General features: G+C 52.7%; 26 protein-coding genes. All 26 read right to left on the bottom strand.

Annotated features, from left to right (window positions below; translation table 11 throughout):
• Window positions 1–673 (bottom strand): hypothetical protein (locus B2U47_RS07300; protein WP_296681569.1); only part of this gene is annotated, 673 nt, incomplete at its 3' end.
• Between the two features lie 767 nt (window positions 674–1,440).
• Window positions 1,441–3,744 (bottom strand): DEAD/DEAH box helicase family protein, encoded by a 2,304-nt coding sequence (locus B2U47_RS07295; protein WP_296681571.1) that lies wholly within the window; start codon window positions 3,742–3,744, stop codon window positions 1,441–1,443.
• A gap of 342 nt (window positions 3,745–4,086) precedes the next feature.
• Window positions 4,087–4,431, bottom strand: a complete 345-nt coding sequence (locus tag B2U47_RS07290) for a hypothetical protein (RefSeq protein ID WP_296681574.1) — start codon at window positions 4,429–4,431, stop codon at window positions 4,087–4,089.
• Entirely contained in the window at window positions 4,431–4,796 is a 366-nt protein-coding gene (locus B2U47_RS07285; protein WP_296681575.1) for a hypothetical protein, read from the bottom strand. Before B2U47_RS07285 ends, B2U47_RS07290 begins: the two co-directional genes overlap by 1 nt.
• Window positions 4,797–4,882: 86 nt before the next feature.
• The gene (locus B2U47_RS07280; RefSeq protein WP_296681577.1) at window positions 4,883–5,152 is read right to left on the bottom strand and encodes a hypothetical protein; all 270 of its coding nucleotides are present in this window, start codon (window positions 5,150–5,152) and stop codon (window positions 4,883–4,885) included.
• A gap of 9 nt (window positions 5,153–5,161) precedes the next feature.
• Entirely contained in the window at window positions 5,162–5,416 is a 255-nt protein-coding gene (locus B2U47_RS07275; protein WP_296681579.1) for a hypothetical protein, read from the bottom strand.
• An 84-nt stretch (window positions 5,417–5,500) separates the two neighbouring features.
• Window positions 5,501–5,671: a hypothetical protein gene (locus tag B2U47_RS07270; protein WP_296681581.1), complete on the bottom strand. Its 171-nt coding sequence runs from the start codon at window positions 5,669–5,671 to the stop codon at window positions 5,501–5,503.
• A gap of 87 nt (window positions 5,672–5,758) precedes the next feature.
• Entirely contained in the window at window positions 5,759–6,538 is a 780-nt protein-coding gene (locus B2U47_RS07265) for a hypothetical protein (RefSeq protein ID WP_296681582.1), read from the bottom strand.
• Window positions 6,535–6,936, bottom strand: a complete 402-nt coding sequence (locus B2U47_RS07260; protein WP_296681583.1) for a hypothetical protein — start codon at window positions 6,934–6,936, stop codon at window positions 6,535–6,537. The genes B2U47_RS07265 and B2U47_RS07260 overlap by 4 nt, the downstream gene beginning before the upstream one ends.
• A 70-nt stretch (window positions 6,937–7,006) precedes the next feature.
• The gene (locus tag B2U47_RS07255; RefSeq protein ID WP_296681585.1) at window positions 7,007–7,432 is read right to left on the bottom strand and encodes a hypothetical protein; all 426 of its coding nucleotides are present in this window, start codon (window positions 7,430–7,432) and stop codon (window positions 7,007–7,009) included.
• A 93-nt stretch (window positions 7,433–7,525) separates the two neighbouring features.
• Complete coding sequence (locus B2U47_RS07250) at window positions 7,526–8,656, bottom strand: DUF6094 domain-containing protein (RefSeq protein WP_296681586.1); 1,131 nt, start codon at window positions 8,654–8,656, stop codon at window positions 7,526–7,528.
• 485 nt (window positions 8,657–9,141) lie between these two features.
• Window positions 9,142–9,381, bottom strand: a complete 240-nt coding sequence (locus tag B2U47_RS07245) for a hypothetical protein (protein WP_296681588.1) — start codon at window positions 9,379–9,381, stop codon at window positions 9,142–9,144.
• Between the two features lie 282 nt (window positions 9,382–9,663).
• Window positions 9,664–10,467 (bottom strand): DUF2786 domain-containing protein, encoded by an 804-nt coding sequence (locus B2U47_RS07240; protein WP_296681590.1) that lies wholly within the window; start codon window positions 10,465–10,467, stop codon window positions 9,664–9,666.
• Window positions 10,468–10,556: 89 nt separating this feature from the next.
• A complete protein-coding gene (locus B2U47_RS07235; RefSeq protein WP_296681591.1) occupies window positions 10,557–10,916 on the bottom strand; it encodes a hypothetical protein in 360 nt (119 codons plus the stop codon).
• Window positions 10,917–10,918: 2 nt separating this feature from the next.
• Window positions 10,919–11,140, bottom strand: a complete 222-nt coding sequence (locus tag B2U47_RS07230; RefSeq protein WP_296681593.1) for a hypothetical protein — start codon at window positions 11,138–11,140, stop codon at window positions 10,919–10,921.
• A gap of 314 nt (window positions 11,141–11,454) precedes the next feature.
• Entirely contained in the window at window positions 11,455–11,889 is a 435-nt protein-coding gene (locus B2U47_RS07225) for a hypothetical protein (protein ID WP_296681595.1), read from the bottom strand.
• Between the two features lie 2 nt (window positions 11,890–11,891).
• Window positions 11,892–12,131 carry a hypothetical protein gene (locus B2U47_RS07220; protein WP_296681597.1) on the bottom strand — a complete coding sequence of 80 codons (240 nt, stop codon included), beginning with the start codon at window positions 12,129–12,131 and terminating at the stop codon, window positions 11,892–11,894.
• Window positions 12,118–12,387, bottom strand: coding sequence for a hypothetical protein (locus tag B2U47_RS07215; RefSeq protein ID WP_296681598.1), 270 nt, complete (start codon window positions 12,385–12,387; stop codon window positions 12,118–12,120). Before B2U47_RS07215 ends, B2U47_RS07220 begins: the two co-directional genes overlap by 14 nt.
• 133 nt (window positions 12,388–12,520) lie before the next feature.
• Window positions 12,521–12,856 carry a hypothetical protein gene (locus B2U47_RS07210; RefSeq protein WP_296681599.1) on the bottom strand — a complete coding sequence of 112 codons (336 nt, stop codon included), beginning with the start codon at window positions 12,854–12,856 and terminating at the stop codon, window positions 12,521–12,523.
• A gap of 104 nt (window positions 12,857–12,960) precedes the next feature.
• On the bottom strand, window positions 12,961–14,109 hold the full coding sequence (locus B2U47_RS07205) for a DUF6573 family protein (RefSeq protein ID WP_296681601.1): 1,149 nt from the start codon (window positions 14,107–14,109) through the stop codon (window positions 12,961–12,963).
• Window positions 14,110–14,199: 90 nt separating this feature from the next.
• Window positions 14,200–14,421: a hypothetical protein gene (locus B2U47_RS07200; protein WP_296681603.1), complete on the bottom strand. Its 222-nt coding sequence runs from the start codon at window positions 14,419–14,421 to the stop codon at window positions 14,200–14,202.
• Complete coding sequence (locus B2U47_RS07195) at window positions 14,418–14,594, bottom strand: hypothetical protein (RefSeq protein WP_296681604.1); 177 nt, start codon at window positions 14,592–14,594, stop codon at window positions 14,418–14,420. The genes B2U47_RS07200 and B2U47_RS07195 overlap by 4 nt, the downstream gene beginning before the upstream one ends.
• A gap of 81 nt (window positions 14,595–14,675) precedes the next feature.
• Window positions 14,676–15,356 (bottom strand): DUF3275 family protein, encoded by a 681-nt coding sequence (locus B2U47_RS07190; RefSeq protein ID WP_296681606.1) that lies wholly within the window; start codon window positions 15,354–15,356, stop codon window positions 14,676–14,678.
• A 106-nt stretch (window positions 15,357–15,462) separates the two neighbouring features.
• Window positions 15,463–16,017, bottom strand: coding sequence for a hypothetical protein (locus B2U47_RS07185; protein ID WP_296681608.1), 555 nt, complete (start codon window positions 16,015–16,017; stop codon window positions 15,463–15,465).
• A gap of 659 nt (window positions 16,018–16,676) precedes the next feature.
• A complete protein-coding gene (locus B2U47_RS07180) occupies window positions 16,677–17,090 on the bottom strand; it encodes an STY4534 family ICE replication protein (protein WP_296681610.1) in 414 nt (137 codons plus the stop codon).
• A 131-nt stretch (window positions 17,091–17,221) separates the two neighbouring features.
• Window positions 17,222–17,587 carry a single-stranded DNA-binding protein gene (gene ssb / locus B2U47_RS07175; RefSeq protein WP_349675730.1) on the bottom strand — a complete coding sequence of 122 codons (366 nt, stop codon included), beginning with the start codon at window positions 17,585–17,587 and terminating at the stop codon, window positions 17,222–17,224.
• Between the last annotated feature and the right edge of the window lie 10 nt (window positions 17,588–17,597).

Raw genomic sequence — 17,597 nt, 5'->3', positions numbered from 1 at the left:
CGATACGGGCAGTGGTTTCTGCTGCGATGTTCGATAAAGCGGTAGTCGCTTTGGTATTAGCCGCATTCGCTGTCGCTTGCGCGGTAGCGGCATTACCCAAAGCCGTATTAGCTGTCGTTTGCGCGGTATTCGCCGTGGTTTGGGCCGCTGCTGCGGCAGTTTGCGCGGTATTCGCCGTGGTTTGGGCTGCATTAGCCACATTCATCGCAGCCGCTGCTGCGTCACCCACCGTTGCCAACGTTGTATTGGTATCAAACAACTGATCACCCGTCACAACATCATGCGAGCCATCAGCCACTACACCATTCGCCACATTCGTCACAGTCCGGTACAGCCCAATAGACTGATTACCCACTGATACCGTATTGGCGACACCGGAATCACTAGAGTTTGCCCCTAACGCCACTCCTTGAAAACCAGAGGAGGCAGAAGCATGACCGACAGCTACCGCTTGATTACCTGCCGAAGTAAATCCTGCCCCAATGGCAACCCCTCCACCTGTACTACTTGAATTTGACCCCACTGACACACCTGAAACACTAGCTGCCGAATAATCGCCCACAGCCGTTGACGCAGATACATCTGAGTAAGAAGATACGCCGATATTGAATGCTTGGCTCGGCCCGCTCCCCAAAACCGACAGCACTGCCACAACCAACAATTTTTTTTTCATTCTCATAGTAAAAATCACCTTTTTTAAGATTTCCGATTTTAATTAGTGCATCGTTGAAAACATCCATATATGAAAATCACACATCCCTGACAGAGCATCAGCTAGATCATTGCTGCCTCTGAGTTCATTAAGAAACACCACAAATATTCATGGCTTTTCATTACCATAGGCATGACGACTGAATAAAAGCCAACCAATCATTCATACATAGATTTAACAATTAAAAAGGAGCGAAGCTTTGGCGCACTTATTTTTATTAATTTACTAATGGGTTATACAGCAGGGGAATCCCGCATCCCTAAAAACATGCACACCAACGCAACGCCCAATACAGAGAATTAAATTAATTGACGTTTGTTATTCCCTACGGGAAAACACAAAGACAGATGACTCCTCCGCATAACCACCAGGCCGTTGGATAACAACCAGTTTTGTTTTGGCGGGATAAACAGGTGCCAACATTGCAGCAGGTTGTCCCCCAGCGAGGGAATAAGGGGAACAACCTGACTGCAATGCCGCGAACCCTGAGAGGAGGAGATACACTGATAAAAACTTGTAATTTGAAGCCCCCACAATGATGCCCGTTATTATTGTTACGATGGGTCACACTATCGCAGCCGCTTAAAAACAAAGCCATTTTTTCCCGGAGAGCCTGACATGCCCGAACGGCAAAAACTTGACAAGAAATAAAGTTTTATTTATGTGCAAACAAAAAAACCCCGCGCACGGCGGGGTTCAAGGTAAACAGGAACAAACAAAACAACCGTTCAGACTGCCTGCAACATACGTTTCGCCAGAGCCATCTCCACCGAATCACCATTCGGGTTGAGGACATCCAGCCCGGTATCCGGCATGTCGCCACTGGTTGACTGGCTGACAGCGATTTTCTCTGCCATCAGCGCCAAACAGGCCGTTTGTGCGGTCTGCTCATAGCCCAGGAAGTACACATTGACTGCCACCCGCTGACCGATCCGCCAAGAACGGCGTGCCGCCTGCTGGAGTGAATACACGTTGTAACCCGTCTGCATGAACACGATGGTTGGGAATTCCAGCAGGTCCAATCCAGTTTTCACCAGTTCCGGGTTGCACACCAACACATCAATGCCACGGTCAACACGATCCAGAATCCAGTCTTCCCTTTGATCGGTAGCGACAGTGGAACGCAGCACATCGGTACGGAAACCGGCGGCTGTCAGGATTGACTTGAGGCGTGAAGAGGTATCCTGCGTGCCGGTATAGGTGGTATACACTAACACCCGCCGCCCTTTCGCCTTCTCCTCCTGGCAGATCGCCAACAGCTTCTGTTCCTTGGGGGTCAGCCCATCATCAGCATACAGTTTTTCAACCGATGCCAGCACTTCACGGGTACGCGGGTGCTTGACCGTTTCAGCGCGGAAGCACGTCTCAGGCCAGCGCAACAAGGCGTTCAGCACCACACCCAGCAGGGTGGAATCCCCTTTTGCCAGCGCCTGGCGCATCACCGTGGTCAGATTTGCCGACAAATGCTCGTAAGCATCTCGCTGCTCATCATCCATTGCCACTTCCACGTAATGCTCATCGTAAGACGGCAGTACGTTTTGCCCGATTTCCCGGAGTTTCAGGAATACCGTATAGGGCAGGACAAACCGGCAAATGCCGGTCGGCCCAAACCCTGGTGCTTTGGATGTCCGCTGCGAGCTTTTGTCCCCACGGGCAGTCTTGTGGCTACACCCGGTTGTGCTTTTGAACACATCCTTGAGGATACCGTGGTCACGCATGAAGGCCATGACAGCGCCACCCAGCGAGCGGTTGCGGTAACGATAACCGTCTTCGATCATGCGGCGCGGATTGGCTCGCCACAAAAGATGGAACAAATCGTCCGCATAGCCGCCCATTAGGGTGCCGGTCAGCAACAGCACCTTACTGGCCTTGGCCGCGAGTACGCCAAACGCCTGCCCCTGTGCGGAGTCGGCGTTCTTGTATTCGTGACATTCATCGACCACAAGCATTCCGAAATAGCCATCCGGTAACTGGCGTTTGATGAATTCGGATGCCTGATAGCCTCCCTGGCCTAGTGAAAACTCCAGCTTGCTGAGGCTGCGTTCCATGCGCTCGGCTTGCCGGTCAGAAAAGACCAGCTCACCGCTGTCATCCATCAGGTTGGTGAACTCATACAGGTTGTCACTGAGCATGTCACCCAGCATGTCCTCACCAAAGGTGCTAACCAGCCGTTCTGCGGTCTTGTCCCCGATGGTCGGCAGCTTTTTGAGGGCATCCATGACCAGCTTGCGCTTGTCTTTCAATGCCTCCTTGCGTACCAGCGACCAAAGCTGTTCACCACACACATGTGTATGGCCTTCACCATCCACATGGCGATGCTGGCAACTCAGGCGCTTTTCTGGCAGAAACCGCTCACTACGGTAAGTGTCGCCATCCTCATTCCGGTAAGGTGTCCCGCACTTGGGGCAAGCCAATACCTCATAGGCATACACTTCCTGCTCCTGACCATCCCCGTTACGACCAATAATGCGCTTGCGAGCAAAGGCGTGCGTCCATTCATACCCCAGACGCATCCGCACCCGCCCCATAACGAAGAACTCGGGGACATCACTGTATCCCTCCTTCATCCATTGGCGCAGTTGCAGCAGACGTGCCAGCGTATCAGCACCGTTCAATACCCATACGCGGGCATTGGGCACGGTTTCCTTGATCTCCCGCCGCCACTTGTAGACAAGGTGCGGCGGACAGATGACCAAGGAACGCTGATAGCCTTCGGCCTGCGCAACGGCGGCGGTGCAAATCGCCATCTGCGTCTTACCCGTTCCCATTTCCGCATTGATGATGGCTGCCTTTTCGCCCCGATCAAACAACAGGGCTGAAACGGCCTGTACCACATCACGCTGGGCGGGAAATGGCTGGCGCAACAGCCCATCCATCACTGCATCACGCAACGGGCAAGTGTCTTCCGGGTGAAAGACAGGAGGGTTTTGCTGGTCAACAGCCTCACGCAACGCGGGGCCAAAATCACGCACGAAGTCTGCCAGGGAAAGAGTAGCAGGTTGTGCAGGCTGGGTTTCAACGATCGTTGTCATGGTGTTTCTCCTTCAATTAATGTTTGTGGGGAGAAACATCCCCATTGGGAGTGTTTGCTCCCCGATGGGTTAAAAAGTAAAAGGTCAGTAAATCCCCTTGCGGGGTAAGCCACCAGCCCGCCCGGAGGCAAGCCGCTGTCAGCGATGGCAAAGACAGCTTTCAGGGTTGGCTACCGGCAAATGCCAGTAGCAAAGGGCCTGTTGGAACGCAACAGCACGTATGGAAACCTTGCCGCCCGGCACTGGCTGACCAGTCACCGGCTGGCAAGGCCACCACACACGTAGGTGTGGCAAGCCCAAGGTTAAAGGATGGCAATAAATAGCATCAGGTTTTCTACCAGATCAATCCTGATCAGCAGGCTGATTGTCGATATGCGGATAACGGCGCTTCAGCTTCTGGTTGCGCAACAAGTTGCGGCAACCGGAGTGACGGATACGCTGACCGTAGTAGCCATTGATTACCCGCGCATCATGTTGCACATCAAGATATGCCTGCTCCCCTCTTTGGGAAAGGGCAGGTAAACCCCTGCGACACTTGACCCCCAGCCCACGCAACCAGACATCCTGAAGGAACTGTCTGCCCGTGATGGGAAAATCACCCGGCACATTAATGACAATGGCAGGATTGGCCTTGCAAGCTACCACCGCAGACAACAGGGCACGGATGGACTTGACACGATGCACCATCACCCTGCCCTCCCCAACATGACATGTTTGGCATCATCCGCCACCTTGCCAACAAGAGAACCGCCTTTATTGGCAATTTGCCATGTTCTTCCGGCTTCCAGGTAAACCGTCCAATCCCCATAGTAAGCTAGGCTTTCACCCGGCATCTGGTGGCACAGCATGTCTTCATGGAAACGAATTGCCGGGAAGTTGGGATCAATCCCAAACTTTACCGCATCTGCCTCATCCACAAACGACAGCATGAAGTGGGTGGTGTAAGTACCATGGATACTTTTCAAAGGGCCGATCTCCGGCCCTGCAAAGCCAAAATCTCCCATAGTCTGTTCTAGGTCATGGCGACCGTTGTAGAGCTTCAAATAAAACATATACGCTTCTCCATCAAGACTTACAGGGAGAAACAACCCGCTGAGGAGTGCTTGCTCCCCAATGGGTTAGTAAAAAATGAAAAAAGTCAGGACATCAGGATCGGTTGTGTCCATGCAATCTGCATGAAGTGGGTTAAAAGCTCCTTGACTGTCGATTCCGGTGAAAGGTGTTGCGGTGAAAGCAAACGCCAACCTTTGGTAATTGGCTCACTCCCCTTGATCAGCCTGCACCGGCATCCTCCTGGCATGAATAGGACATACCAATATTCACTGGTGTCACCACATGCCTTCCATGCGGTCAGGTACCTTTCGAGTTGGGCAGAAAAATCTGCCAGTTGGTCTTCTGTGGTTTTCATGCATACCCCTCAAGCCGCTGCTAACAATGTTGCCAGCACTGCGTCAGGAAGGCTGAACTCAGCAGATGTCAGGTAATAGAAAATACCATCATCTATTTGTCCCGCTTCGCGGGAGCCACTTCCCAGTAGGGCCTGTTCCAGCAATTCAGTTGCCACCGTGATAGGCATTTCCTGCCCATCTACCTGTATTGTCAATGTACGGGTCTGGTATTCGACCCCATCGAACTGGATGCTGCCAAAGCTGGGGGGATTATGTTCATTCACAAGGTTTCTCCTTCAATCAATGTTTGTGGGGAGAAACATCCCCGAAGGGGATGATCTTCCCCACTTCGGGTTGTAAGAAAGGGGTTAGCCCTTCTTGTGCTGGTTGCTTTGCTTACGGTCAATGACTGGGTTATAGCCTTCGTCTTTTAGCCGCAGAATCGCTGCTTGTGCAGCCTGTACTGTTTCAAACCCGTCCCATACGGGCGAGCCATCTTTTTTCAGGTGGTACTTAACCCAAATTTTTCCTCTCGGCATGATCTTTTCCTCTTCAGCAAAAAACACACCGGTACAACAACCCCAACCGGGAAATGTTTTCCCGGCAGGGTTGGTTAAAATACGGGTTTATACCGTCAGGCATTCACCTAGTTGGTCAATATTCAGGTCATGTTCCGCACCGTCCTGAGTCATCCCCACTAACGGCAGAATACTGACCAGCGACACGGTTTCCGGTTCATGACCAAAGCCGGTTGCCTCGTACCAATGGCCTACAGCCAACGGCGGGAAGCGCCCCAGCATGATGTGGGCGGCCTTGATCTGCCTGAACAGTTCTGCCCGACCAGCACGGGGCAGATGGAGGCCATCTTTGGCAAGGTTTTTCGAGGCATAAATCCGTTCCCACTTGCCACGCAGCAAAGGAAACAGCAACAGGCGGTCTGGTAATGGCAGCACAGCAATTCTTTCCAGCATTGTCTGCCACCGTCCCACACGCTGTTGGCCTTCCTTCCCGTCCACCCATTGGCGCTGACCATCCAGCCAGTCGGCCAGACGATCAATTTCATCGCCAAGTTCGGGTAATGCATCGGAATAACGTTCAGGCAAAGGCTCTTGCTCCATCTGGGTGAACTCTTCCAGCAACTGGTCACGCAAGGTGGCCAATGCCACTAGGGATTCAAACCCCCCACGATTACTCAGCCCGTCCGGCTCTGAAGGCTGGAAAACGGCGGTCAGGCCATTATCCAGTACATCCACATAGTCGGCACAACGCCCGCTTTTGGCGGGGGTGAAACCATGTGTACTGCATTCGCCGTGAACAAAACCCTTGCAGGCTGCGCAACAGAAGACGTAAACACCATCCTTGCCAACCCGGCGACTGCCAGGCGGGACATACGATGCAGGTATCATGCTGCCCCCCCTTCGAGGCAGAAGTACCGGGTTTCGACAATGGCCGTATCCGGTAACATCCGCCACAGGGTTTCCAGGTAGTCCAGCACGTACTGTTCCTTGTCAGGAACGTAGTCATGCTGGCCTGCCGCCTCTTGCCAATCCGCGACGATGGAGATGTTCACCTGGAAGCTGGCTGAACCGCGTTCCAGCACAACCCGCGCCGCCTTGGTAATGTCGCCATCCCAATAATCCGGGTTGAGGCCAAGCAGGCCACCCGCTATCCGGCTTTCATCCTGCCCACGGCAGTGAAAGACAAACAAGCGGTGGAAGCCCTCCTCCAGGACATGGACAGCCTTGTATTGCAGGACAGGTTTAGTGCCGCTGAACACGGCGGATACCATTACAGATAAATTCATGATGTTTCTCCTCAAGTAAAAATGCCGGAAGAAACACCCCCATTGGGGATGTAACTCCCCAATGGGTTGGTTAATTCAATTGCAAATAGGCCACTGCCTTACGGCATAAGGCCACACCAGAGTACAGGACATGATGTCTGGCTGCGTTGTCACAATCGAACACCTCAGCCTCGTCATGCCTCTGTATTTCTTCCATGCCGTCATCAGTGGCAAATATCCCCCAGCCTTGGCGGAGGGCTTCCGTCTGGTCGGCGGATGTCCATTTAACGTTGAGGCCAGTCACTGACTCCACAACAAAGACTTCAGTCCATGTTGAGCCACAACCATGGCACTCGCAAAAGTGATGGATGTGCTTATGGTCTGGTGAGTGGTTGTGGGGATCGGCTTCAATGTCACTGTGGCCGCAGACCGGACAGGCGGCGGCATTGGCCGCCACATAACGCTGGCTAAAATGGTTTGCTATGTCAGCGTTGCTGATAGTACCGTTCATAAACATGCGTGTTTCTCCTCAAAATAAGCTGCTGGGAGAAACACCACCCCAACGGGAGTGCTTGCTCCCCTTTTAGGGTTGTGAAAAAAAGTGGAACGGTTAGCGGATCACCAGCACATCCCCGAAGGAATAGCTATTAGGCGTGAAATCTAGGGCGCGGATGACCGGCACAAACACATCCGTGTCAATGCGCTCTTCAGTGCGTGAACCGTCGATGTTTTCATGGAAGCGGGTTTCGGTGCGTTTTTCCTTATGGGTGCTGCCCTTGATTAGGTAGACACGGCCATCGTCGGAACGTACCACCCCGCCGACCTGACCGGCAGCCAGTGCGAGTGCGGTATGCCACTCCGTCATCTGCCGCAGCGGACGGCGGTTGCTTTGCGCCGCAGCTTGCCGGAACAAACCGGTAAACTGCTGTTGCAATAAACTCTGGTGATTGCCAGCAATATCCTGTTGCAGTTGCGCACCATCCAGACTGGCGGAAATGAAACGGAACTGCCGACGCAGATCCTGCATGGCAGGCACAACATACGGGGTATCCGCCCATTCTTCGGGCAACATGTCCGGTAGCACATCCCCTACCCCAATCGCCAACAGATGCTGACGCAGGGCAGTATCGACATTACCGGAAGACCTCTGCTTGATGCCAAACAGAACGGTTTGCTTGAACTGGTCAGTAGCAGCACGAAACACCCTGACCTCCCGGAAATGGGCCGCCACCCAGCCAGACAATTGCTTGTCATAGCTTGTTGTAGGCAGGATCAGCACCATCACCCCCCCAACCTGTAACAGGCCATGGGTACGCTGGTAGAAATGCTTCTCCAAGCGCGGGCGGTTGTCCTTGAACAGGCCGTGCGCCCCATTCCCCTCATGATCCTTGATCATGTCCCCATACGGCGGATTCAGCCACAGCAGACCAAACGAACCGTAAGAGACAGTACAGCCATTGAAATCACCGTGAATGCAGTGATCCAGCACGGTTTTGGCGTGCCAGGCACGCTCGCTGTCGTATTCGATACCAAACGCAACAGTACGCTCCTTGCCAAGATGGTGCTTGCATTCAGCAAGCGCCACTCCCTCCCCTGCACACGGGTCAAGGATACGCATCTGCCCTTCATCGGTTGCCACCAAGGCAGACAGGGTACGGGCAATGGTTTCGTCATCAGTCGGGTAGTACCCATTTTTGATAAAATTTTTTGCCAGACGCGGGAACATGAGTGCTTTAGCCATGATGTGTTTCTCCTTCAATTAATATTTGCGGGGAGAAACATCCCCATCGGGAGTGCTTGCTCCCTAGTGGGTTAAAAAGTAAACGGTCAGTAAATCCCCTTGCGGGGTAAGCCACCAGCCAGCCCGAAGGCTAGCCGCTGTCAGCGATGGCAAAGACAGCTTTCAGGGTTGGCTGTGCCGGTAAACACCAGCAACTAAGGGCCTGTTGGAACGCAACAGCACGTATGGAAACCTTGCCGCCCGGCACTGGCTGACCAGTCACCCACTGGCAAGGCCACCACACACGTGGGTGTGGCAAGCCCAAGGTTAAATTGGAATGGTTAAGTCTGACGGTTACTTGTTGCCCCCGAGGATGCACTTTCAAGCAGTCGCTCAATAGAGTAGCGAGTCCATGTATTCATCGTGTTTCTCCTCAATAAAGTTATACCGGGAAAAACACTCCCTGACGGAAAATGCTTCCCGGCAGGGTTGGTTAAAGTGAAAGGTTAGTTAAGTAAACGCTGGGCGACGGGAGTTCCCTCCACCCTGACATAAAACGCTGGATCACCAGCAGCAGCGGGAGCAACCCACCAACCAGCCTGTTCAGGGCTGGATAGTGTGTTCAGGCTCACCCTGGCAATGCCATGCTGCCGCAGGATTGCCAGTGCAGCAACAATAGCTGCCTTCGCAGCAGGGTTGTCACGGGTAGCCACTACCTTGTCGGGGCTGAAATGTTGGGTTTTCATGTGTTTCTCCTCAATGAATTTACCGGGAGAAACACCCCCAGTCGGGTGCTTTCCCGTCTGGGTTTGAAGTAAATAAAGTGCTTACGTTTTAGCTTTTAGCTTTCCAAACAACACACACCTTCCCCTTCATATCCTTGTGGTATATCAGGGGTTGAGCCGGTGCAACATAGGCTGGCAAAGGTGCATGACACCAGCCATACGCCTTGCCCCACTTGGGATGGGGTGGGTAATCGCACGGCTGACAATGCCCACAATTTCCGCATTTCCCTGTTTTCATAGCAATTACTCCAGCAACCGCTGACCAGCGCCAGACCTGCCTTGCACACCATGATGCAAGCTCACGCGGGAACCTGAGTCCAGACCCGCACGCACGCCATCGGCATCCAGATCACGGTGCTGCCGGGTTGTCCTGGTTTTCAGTTTGCTGTATTTCTGCAATGCCCAGTCTTCAATGTCCTGGTCAGGTTCATGACCAGCAAAACTGCGTACAGTTTCACCAACCACCCTCAACCAGCCTACACAGAACGCAGTAGTAGCCTTACGGGCATCCTCCTTGGCCTGTTGCTTGAGCGACTTGGCTCGACGTAACCGGTACTGTACTTCACCATCACAGCCATCCCGCCCCATGCGGGCGGCAAGCGCATCACGACCCAAATCCCACTCAGGATCAAGCAGATTGACCAGCATCTGTTCATGGAAAGCACAACGCTCCACCTCCAGCCGACGCCATAACACGTCAAATGTGTAGGCAGCCAGCTCTGGATAATGGCCTTTGCCAATGAACTCAAACACGGGATCACCCTCATCATTGCGGACAATAAGCGGTTTACAGGCAAACGCTTGCGCCACCGTGATAACCAGATTGCTTGCCCGATCCTTGGCAGGTGGTGCTTTACCCGTCCGCACGGCAATGACTTCGGACAGTTTGACCTGTGCTTCGGTAATACCGTACTTATCCATCAGCTTCTTTGCTTGCCGCATCGCTGCGGCGGCCTCACCCGGTACATTGGACGAGGCTAGAGCCAAACATTTCTTGATCTTGCCCAGGATACGATCACTGTCTGCTGCAAGGTTTTCAGTAGTCATGGAATGTTTCTCCTTCAGGTAAAGGGTGAATTGACCGGGAGAAACACCCCGCAACGGGAAATGTTTTCCCGGCGGGGTTGGTAAAAAGATCAGGCGTGCACCATTTCGTACTTCACAAACGAATCATGGTGCTTTGCAGCCAATACCACATAAAAAGCCCAGCGGGACGCGCTGTGGCGCTCAAACCGGTAACAGTGCAATTGCAAACAGTCTTCGCTGTAAGCCCCCACATCCATCACACGCTCATCAGCATCCCAGAACTCAACCAAGCCACTGGGCTGTAACTCCAGGGATTGGGCATTAACAGGCAATGATGCCAATAACGCCTGCATACCTTCCGATGTGATAGGTGCAGGTACAGGGTTTTCCAGGATCAGCGTGCAACCGGATGGATAGGACAAATTGCCTGCGAACTCACCATAAGCACTGGCAGAAATGGACTCAAACATGGTTAGCCCTCCTGAATATCCAGAAACCCGGCTCCATTGCCTTCCGGGTCGCTCATCACCCAAACCGTCTTGACCTTGCCGGAGCGCATCCGTACTTCAAAGCCAAAATTAGCATCACCAAACTCACCATCAGCGGCAACAACTGCCTGAGTAATTACCCCTCCCACCAGCTCGCGGGTAAGGGTGGATGCTTGCATTTCGACATACACATTGTCGTTCATCATGTTTCTCCTTCAATTAATGTTTGCGGGGAGAAACATCCCCATCGGGAGTGCTTGCTCCCTAGTGGGTTAAAAAGTAAACGGTCAGTAAATCCCCTTGCGGGGTAAGCCACCAGCCAGCCCGAAGGCTAGCCGCTGTCAGCGATGGCAAAGACAGCTTTCAGGGTTGGCTGCCGGTAAACACCAGCAACTAAGGGCCTGTTGGAACGCAACAGCACGTATGGAAACCTTGCCGCCCGGCACTGGCTGACCAGTCACCGGCTGGCAAGGCCACCACACACGTAGGTGTGGCAAGCCCAAGGTTAAAAAGGTTAGGTTTAGGTTGTCAGGCAATCACCGATGTTTTGCCGGTCAAGACGGTACAGATCGCCATTGATCCGCCCGCAAACAGGCTTCAAGACAGTAATCCGCACCACCTGATCATGGCTGTATTCATACCAGTGCCCGATTTCAAACCGACGCTTGGCCTTGGCATGGTATTCACGCACTTTCTGCCGCCATTGCGGGCTGACCTCTGGCGTTTTATCCAGATAAGCCAATGGGCAGGAGTAATACACCGGCTGCTCAGACTCGCAGAGGGGCTTGTATCCCCAGTTGCCACTTCCAGTCTTGCTCATGATGTTGCAAAAGATGAGCTTGCCGTAAATGAACCACAGGATATTGCCTACTGTGCAATACCCATGAACATCAGGATCCCCCTTCACCTCATCAAGAATCGCCGCCCGGCTTGGATAACCACCAAAGTAAGCCATGGTTACACCCTCCTCCAACAGCCGTGCTGGACAACACCATCCGGCTGGTAGAACACTGCGCGGACGAACCCATGCAATAGCAACGCACGGGTTATGGCTAACCGTTGATAGTCATGCAGGGTAATACCTGACTTGCCACTACTGGCCGACTCCCACCGGCAATAGCCACCACATACAGGCTTGCGTTTGGTTTTGGCCTTTTCCTTGCGGCGCAGGCTGACACCAGGTTTATTCAGTTCCATGTGATACCTCCTGGCGGTTGCCAAGCAAGTCTTCCAGCGCCTTCAGATCGAAATCGACAGGATCAACTGACAGATAACCAACATGGGCTGGAAAATTGTTACCATCCAGATAGGGCACTACCACAACCCCATCACCAGACTGGGTGTCATGGTCGATGACCATCACCTCCACTTCAGCGACATGGCTTGTATTGGTTGCACATACTTTCTGGACAACACCGCCTTCCACCATAACGGTGACAGTGATTTTATTCATCGCGTTTCTCCTTCAAAGGATATTGACCGGGGAAACACCCCCAACCGGGCACTGTTTTCCCGGCAGGGTTAAAAATAGGACTGATCAAATACTATAATTGCACCACTGTTGGAGAGTGGATCTCCACCTCTCCCTACACATCACTGTCATCCAGCGCAGCCTGCAACACATCGTAGTTGATACCAATACTGGCATCATGGGAACGGTCAATCAGGGCAAACAACGCCCTGGCACGATCCCGTGAAACGGGTTCGGTAGGTGGTTCATCATCCTCTGACAGCAACTCGTTGAAGTCCTCGTCGTACCAGAACCGGCAAACTACCGGCTCATCAACGCCATGATTGGCAATCAGATGCACCAGCTTGTTCAGGTAGTAAGCGGCATTCCCCTCTTCATCCGTTTCAGGAATCTGGTTCAGGGTAATCATCAGGGTTTCGAGTTGCCGGGCCAGTTGTTCTACAGGTTTCATGGTGTTCCTCCAAAGGTATGCAAAAACCGGGGGAAACACTCCCCCTTACGGGAACTGTTTTCCCGGCAAGAGTTGAAAAGAAAGGTTAAAGGGTCAGTCCAGGCTCAGTCTTCACCGGGAAGCATGATGGTGATCACATGCTCGCCATTATCACCAGCGCCGGAATGCAGCTTCAGCTTGACGCTACGCGGCGTCGTACTGTATCCATCCCGCTCGATGACATAGACCTCATAAAACAGCACATCACCACCTTGGCGGCTATTGCGGATTGCCAAGAAAGCCATCCACATCACATCCCACAGGCGGCCTTTGGTACTTTGACCGAGATTCTCTTGCGTCTTGCTGACATAATCATCCCATTCGACAAAGCGGTTCCAGACGGCACGGGTCAATGCCACCGGTACTTTGAAACCTGCTTCACGGACTTCTGACGTAGCGGACACATCCACCAGATCACCATCGTTGATGAGCATTTGGCGGGTATGGACACTGATGGTTTCCCAGCCATCCCTGCCGGTTGCGCTAGCTTCTGGCTGGTAACGCTCAGCAAGACCATATTCCAGATCAAGCGTGGCGTTGTCAGGAATGGCGTAGCGCCCTGCCTCATCCGGTTCCACACGCAACGCACCGGAACGGATATTGGCACTGATCAGGCCAGCCAGATTGGAACCCAGCCGGATGTAGTAGGCATTGCTGTTGAAGCCTTGCAGCGACTCACACCATTGCAAGCTAACCAGCAAATCCCTCACCACAGGATGCCACGCATCCAACAAGGGGATGTCCGAGAGGTGTTTGACCAACTGCCAGGCATCTTGCTGGGTTTGTACCAGCCCACCCATTCCCAGAAAGGGCAAGACGGCTGTCCGGGCTGACTTGTCAGGTGTAGTCATGAGCGGGTGGTACAAGATCATCTGCGTCAACTCACCGAACAGGTGCGTTGGCAACTTGGCTCCGTGATACTCCATTTGCCCAAGCCACGTATGGCTGAACCATCCGCCAACCTGCTTTCCATCCTGATGGATCAGGAAGGAATTCAGCTTGCCCGCAGTCAACAATCCCCGCATTTCTTGCAGGGCAGTATCACGCCCTACCAGGGACAAATACAGGATCTGGTTATCCGGGGCGGTTAAAAACCCCAAACAAAAGATGCCTGACGGCATTTGCCCCTGACTACCCGGCCCTTCCTTGATGGTAGTGACGGAAAACAGGGGAATAGATTCATCGGTCAAGCCGACATGGGCGATAACGGTCATGTGTTTCTCCTCAAACAATAGCACCGGGAGAAACACCCCTGTCGGGAAGTGTTTTCCCGGTTGGGTGATAGTAAAAGAAAGGCCAGTGGATCAGGATTGGGCGGGAACAATCAGTTCCCCATGCAGTTTGTCACTACCATCAGCAGGCAGCACACGCACAACCAATGTACCGCACTCATCCAGCCGCAGGTAAACAAGGTGGCTACCCACCTTGACCCAAGCCAGATTGTCGTAATCATCAGCGTCCTCTACCTGAAAGATATGGTCATCCACACACAGGGATTCACGGTCTTGAATAATGGAAGCCATCATTCATCCCCCCCTTCCAGTACCACAGCATCCCATTCTCCATAGGTCTTGGGGAGCTGGCCTGCCACGGCCATATCATTAGCCTTGTCCACGGCAAGTTCCGGCGTTTCTGCCAAAATGGTGAGGTTATATACTTCGACGTATCGTACCTCTACGGTATAAGTTTTCTCTTGCATGGTATCTCTCCAAACAAAAAGCTCAGGGAAGACACCACCCCACGCGGGGATGATGTCCCGGTAGGGTGCAAGGTAAAAAGATCAGGCTTTCACCCAGACTTGGCGGGCAGCCACAAACTTGTAGCCAAGACTTTTCAGTCGGTCGCATTGTGAACGCAGTTTGGTGCGACCAACGGTTGGGTCAAGTTTGACTTCCGCTTCCAAAGGATAAAGATCCCCGAAGGTATCCTTGTCCATCTGTGCATCGCGGAACGCACGTTCCTCCTCAACGGACATCACCTGTTTGTCGGCATCGTCTGTAGCAGCTTCTGTCCCTTTAGCTTCGCCTGTAGCAGCAGATTCAACATCTGTAGCAGCTTCCGCTTGCACAGGCTTCTTTTCTGTAGCAGGTTCAGGAGCTACTGTCACAGCATCTTTGGCCTCTTCTTCAGCAGGGTCTACGTCCAGTGTTTCCACTTCACCGGTTTCTGCATCAAAACCAGCCAGCGCGAAACTAGACAGAACAGCCCGCATTTCGATGACGATTTTCCCGCCCGCAATGTAGTGTGAGGGGTAGATACGCTCAATGGCAAAGTTACCGGAATAAGTACCTGCGTCATACTGATCCAGTTCAGGGTTTTTGACCTCGAACTGACCAAGCTGGGTTGAGAGTTTGCCGACCTTGAAAGAACCGCCAGCACGCTTGGGGACATCCCGAATGATCAGGGTACCAGGCACGACAACAGCAAAGGCAGCAACAGGGGTGGTATGAGATGGTTTCATGATGTTTCTCCTTGAATCAAAGTTTGCGGGGAGAAACATTCCCATTGGGAGTGCTTCTCCCTGATGGGTTAAATAAAAGTCGAAGTGGAAAGCCCGAGGGCGAGTCTTAGTTGGACATTCGTGGCTTCACCTTCAACGGAATGCTCTTGCCTTTGCCAGACGGGCGGATGGCACGGCTTACGCTGTCCCCCTGTTGCAGCTGCCACTGGCGTGATAATTCTTGCCAATCATCGTCATCATCCACATGGGGAATCTGACTGCCCAATGCATCTCCGAATGTTGCATTCGAGGCGCATTTCCCGATGGGGAACAAGTAATCGTAATTGCCCCACGAAAAAGCATAATTCGCCAATGAAGTGCCCCCTAGGGCATCCTCGACTATCACCATTTCATCCACCATGTGATGCCAAGGCGTCATATTTACAACCTTATAATTAATGACCAGACCAGAGGTGGCATTGGTGGCATTAAAATTAAACAGGTCATTAACTATTTTTGCCACGGTGGTCATTGCCTCATCAGCGCTTGCAAAAGTGCCACATAGCTCAAAAACATCAACATCAACATCATCATCTTCCCAATAAGCCATGACGCAGAATTTGTCTGCGGCAGGAGATTTGGCAAAGTATTCTCCGGCAAAAATTTGGGTTTTAGTAGTCATAGCGTCTCTCCTAGAAGTGGAACTGGGGAGAAACATCCCCATTGGGAGTGTTTGCTCCCGATGGGTTAAAAGATAATCCCCTTGCGGGGTAAGCCACCAACCCGCCCGAAGGCAAGCCGCTGTCAGCGATGGCAAAGACAGCTTTCAGGGTTGGCTACCGGCAAATGCCAGTAGCAAAGGGCCTGTTGGAACGCAACAGCACGTATGGAAACCTTGCCGCCCGGCACTGGCTGACCAGTCACCGGCTGGCAAGGCCACCACACACGTAGGTGTGGCAAGCCCAAGGTTAAAACCCAATAGAAAAGAAACAGACAAAATAATATCTGGGGCGTTATCCATACACAGACAGGAACCGCCCCACCATCAACCAGTGCCCTTCCAGCAGACATCAAGTCCAGCCGCGCCTTTAAACAACTGTCATCGTGCTGCGTGCGCCTTCCCAACCAGGGCAAGAAGGCCATGCTGTGGCCTAACCACACTCTGGCGCAGACAGGTTCTGCACAAAGGGGCAAGCGTCTGTATAACCGGCGACGTGCAACCGGCAGTGGTGAGTGTTGCAGGCTATAAAAAAAACCTGCACCAGTCACCACTGCTAAGCCACAGCAGGGGGAACCCACACGGGGAAGCAGCGCTTCCCCAGCAGGCAACATAAAAAGCAACTAGGCTGCATCAGCAACCGTTTCTGTCTCAGCAACCTGACGGGGTGCCGTGTAGACAGTCTGGCCATCGACCTTGATCCAGTCGATCCTGAGCAAGCGGCCTTTCATCATCACTTTGGTTTCACCGTTGGATTCATACAGGTCAGGGTAAATATCCCCGATGTTGAACCCAACCAAAACCTTCTTTTCGGCCTCAACCGCATCAATGCAACGGCGCACCAGCTTTTCAGCTTCTGCACCAGATACACGGCAATCAAAAGGACGGTATTCCACAGCATCCGAAGGGCCACACAAGGCGGACACCTTGCAGGCGAGGAATGCAGCACCCTTTTTGGGCTTTACTTCACGGACACGGGAGAGATAACCAACGCCAGAAGTATGGAGGTTGAAATATTGGGCAGTAGTAGCAGTCATGGCAGTTCTCCTGAAAATGTAAAACGTAATAAAACAAAAGTTGGTTACGCCGGAGAACATGCCCCTGAAGGGGGAACACATTCCCCGACAGGGTTGGAAACAAAGGCAAACAGGGTTCAAGCACAGGCTTGTCAGAACGGAATATCGTCATCAAAACCCTCAAAACTGGCTTCCCCACCTTGAGAGGCGGGAATGGCTTCTTCGGAACCGGCAGGACGCCCACCACCCAGCATTTTCAGCTCGGTAGCGACTATCTCAGTCGTATAACGGTCTTGACCATCCTGACCCTGCCACTTGCGTGTACGGAGTCGGCCTTCGATGTAGACCTGTTGGCCTTTACGCAGGTATTCACCCGCAATTTCAGCCAGGCGGTTGAAAAAAACCACACGATGCCATTCGGTGATTTCTTTCTTCTCACCAGTTTGTTTGTCCTTGAAGGACTCATTGGTTGCCACAGAAATCTGGGTGACACACCCACCAGAGTAGGGCAATCGCATTAAAAATATC

The organism is Thiothrix sp. UBA5583, from assembly GCA_002425225.1.
Lineage (GTDB): Bacteria > Pseudomonadota > Gammaproteobacteria > Thiotrichales > Thiotrichaceae > Thiothrix > Thiothrix moscowensis.
This window is presented reverse-complemented; position numbering and strand designations above follow the sequence as displayed.

Coding starts and splice junctions, on each gene's coding strand:
- B2U47_RS07295 (WP_296681571.1), bottom strand. CDS start 3,744: ATGACAACGATCGTTGAAACCCAGCCTGCACAACCTGCTACTCTTTCC.
- B2U47_RS07290 (WP_296681574.1), bottom strand. CDS start 4,431: ATGGTGCATCGTGTCAAGTCCATCCGTGCCCTGTTGTCTGCGGTGGTA.
- B2U47_RS07285 (WP_296681575.1), bottom strand. CDS start 4,796: ATGTTTTATTTGAAGCTCTACAACGGTCGCCATGACCTAGAACAGACT.
- B2U47_RS07280 (WP_296681577.1), bottom strand. CDS start 5,152: ATGAAAACCACAGAAGACCAACTGGCAGATTTTTCTGCCCAACTCGAA.
- B2U47_RS07270 (WP_296681581.1), bottom strand. CDS start 5,671: ATGCCGAGAGGAAAAATTTGGGTTAAGTACCACCTGAAAAAAGATGGC.
- B2U47_RS07265 (WP_296681582.1), bottom strand. CDS start 6,538: ATGATACCTGCATCGTATGTCCCGCCTGGCAGTCGCCGGGTTGGCAAG.
- B2U47_RS07260 (WP_296681583.1), bottom strand. CDS start 6,936: ATGAATTTATCTGTAATGGTATCCGCCGTGTTCAGCGGCACTAAACCT.
- B2U47_RS07255 (WP_296681585.1), bottom strand. CDS start 7,432: ATGTTTATGAACGGTACTATCAGCAACGCTGACATAGCAAACCATTTT.
- B2U47_RS07250 (WP_296681586.1), bottom strand. CDS start 8,656: ATGGCTAAAGCACTCATGTTCCCGCGTCTGGCAAAAAATTTTATCAAA.
- B2U47_RS07245 (WP_296681588.1), bottom strand. CDS start 9,381: ATGAAAACCCAACATTTCAGCCCCGACAAGGTAGTGGCTACCCGTGAC.
- B2U47_RS07240 (WP_296681590.1), bottom strand. CDS start 10,467: ATGACTACTGAAAACCTTGCAGCAGACAGTGATCGTATCCTGGGCAAG.
- B2U47_RS07235 (WP_296681591.1), bottom strand. CDS start 10,916: ATGTTTGAGTCCATTTCTGCCAGTGCTTATGGTGAGTTCGCAGGCAAT.
- B2U47_RS07230 (WP_296681593.1), bottom strand. CDS start 11,140: ATGATGAACGACAATGTGTATGTCGAAATGCAAGCATCCACCCTTACC.
- B2U47_RS07225 (WP_296681595.1), bottom strand. CDS start 11,889: ATGGCTTACTTTGGTGGTTATCCAAGCCGGGCGGCGATTCTTGATGAG.
- B2U47_RS07220 (WP_296681597.1), bottom strand. CDS start 12,131: ATGGAACTGAATAAACCTGGTGTCAGCCTGCGCCGCAAGGAAAAGGCC.
- B2U47_RS07215 (WP_296681598.1), bottom strand. CDS start 12,387: ATGAATAAAATCACTGTCACCGTTATGGTGGAAGGCGGTGTTGTCCAG.
- B2U47_RS07210 (WP_296681599.1), bottom strand. CDS start 12,856: ATGAAACCTGTAGAACAACTGGCCCGGCAACTCGAAACCCTGATGATT.
- B2U47_RS07205 (WP_296681601.1), bottom strand. CDS start 14,109: ATGACCGTTATCGCCCATGTCGGCTTGACCGATGAATCTATTCCCCTG.
- B2U47_RS07200 (WP_296681603.1), bottom strand. CDS start 14,421: ATGATGGCTTCCATTATTCAAGACCGTGAATCCCTGTGTGTGGATGAC.
- B2U47_RS07195 (WP_296681604.1), bottom strand. CDS start 14,594: ATGCAAGAGAAAACTTATACCGTAGAGGTACGATACGTCGAAGTATAT.
- B2U47_RS07190 (WP_296681606.1), bottom strand. CDS start 15,356: ATGAAACCATCTCATACCACCCCTGTTGCTGCCTTTGCTGTTGTCGTG.
- B2U47_RS07185 (WP_296681608.1), bottom strand. CDS start 16,017: ATGACTACTAAAACCCAAATTTTTGCCGGAGAATACTTTGCCAAATCT.
- B2U47_RS07180 (WP_296681610.1), bottom strand. CDS start 17,090: ATGACTGCTACTACTGCCCAATATTTCAACCTCCATACTTCTGGCGTT.
- ssb (WP_349675730.1), bottom strand. CDS start 17,587: ATGCGATTGCCCTACTCTGGTGGGTGTGTCACCCAGATTTCTGTGGCA.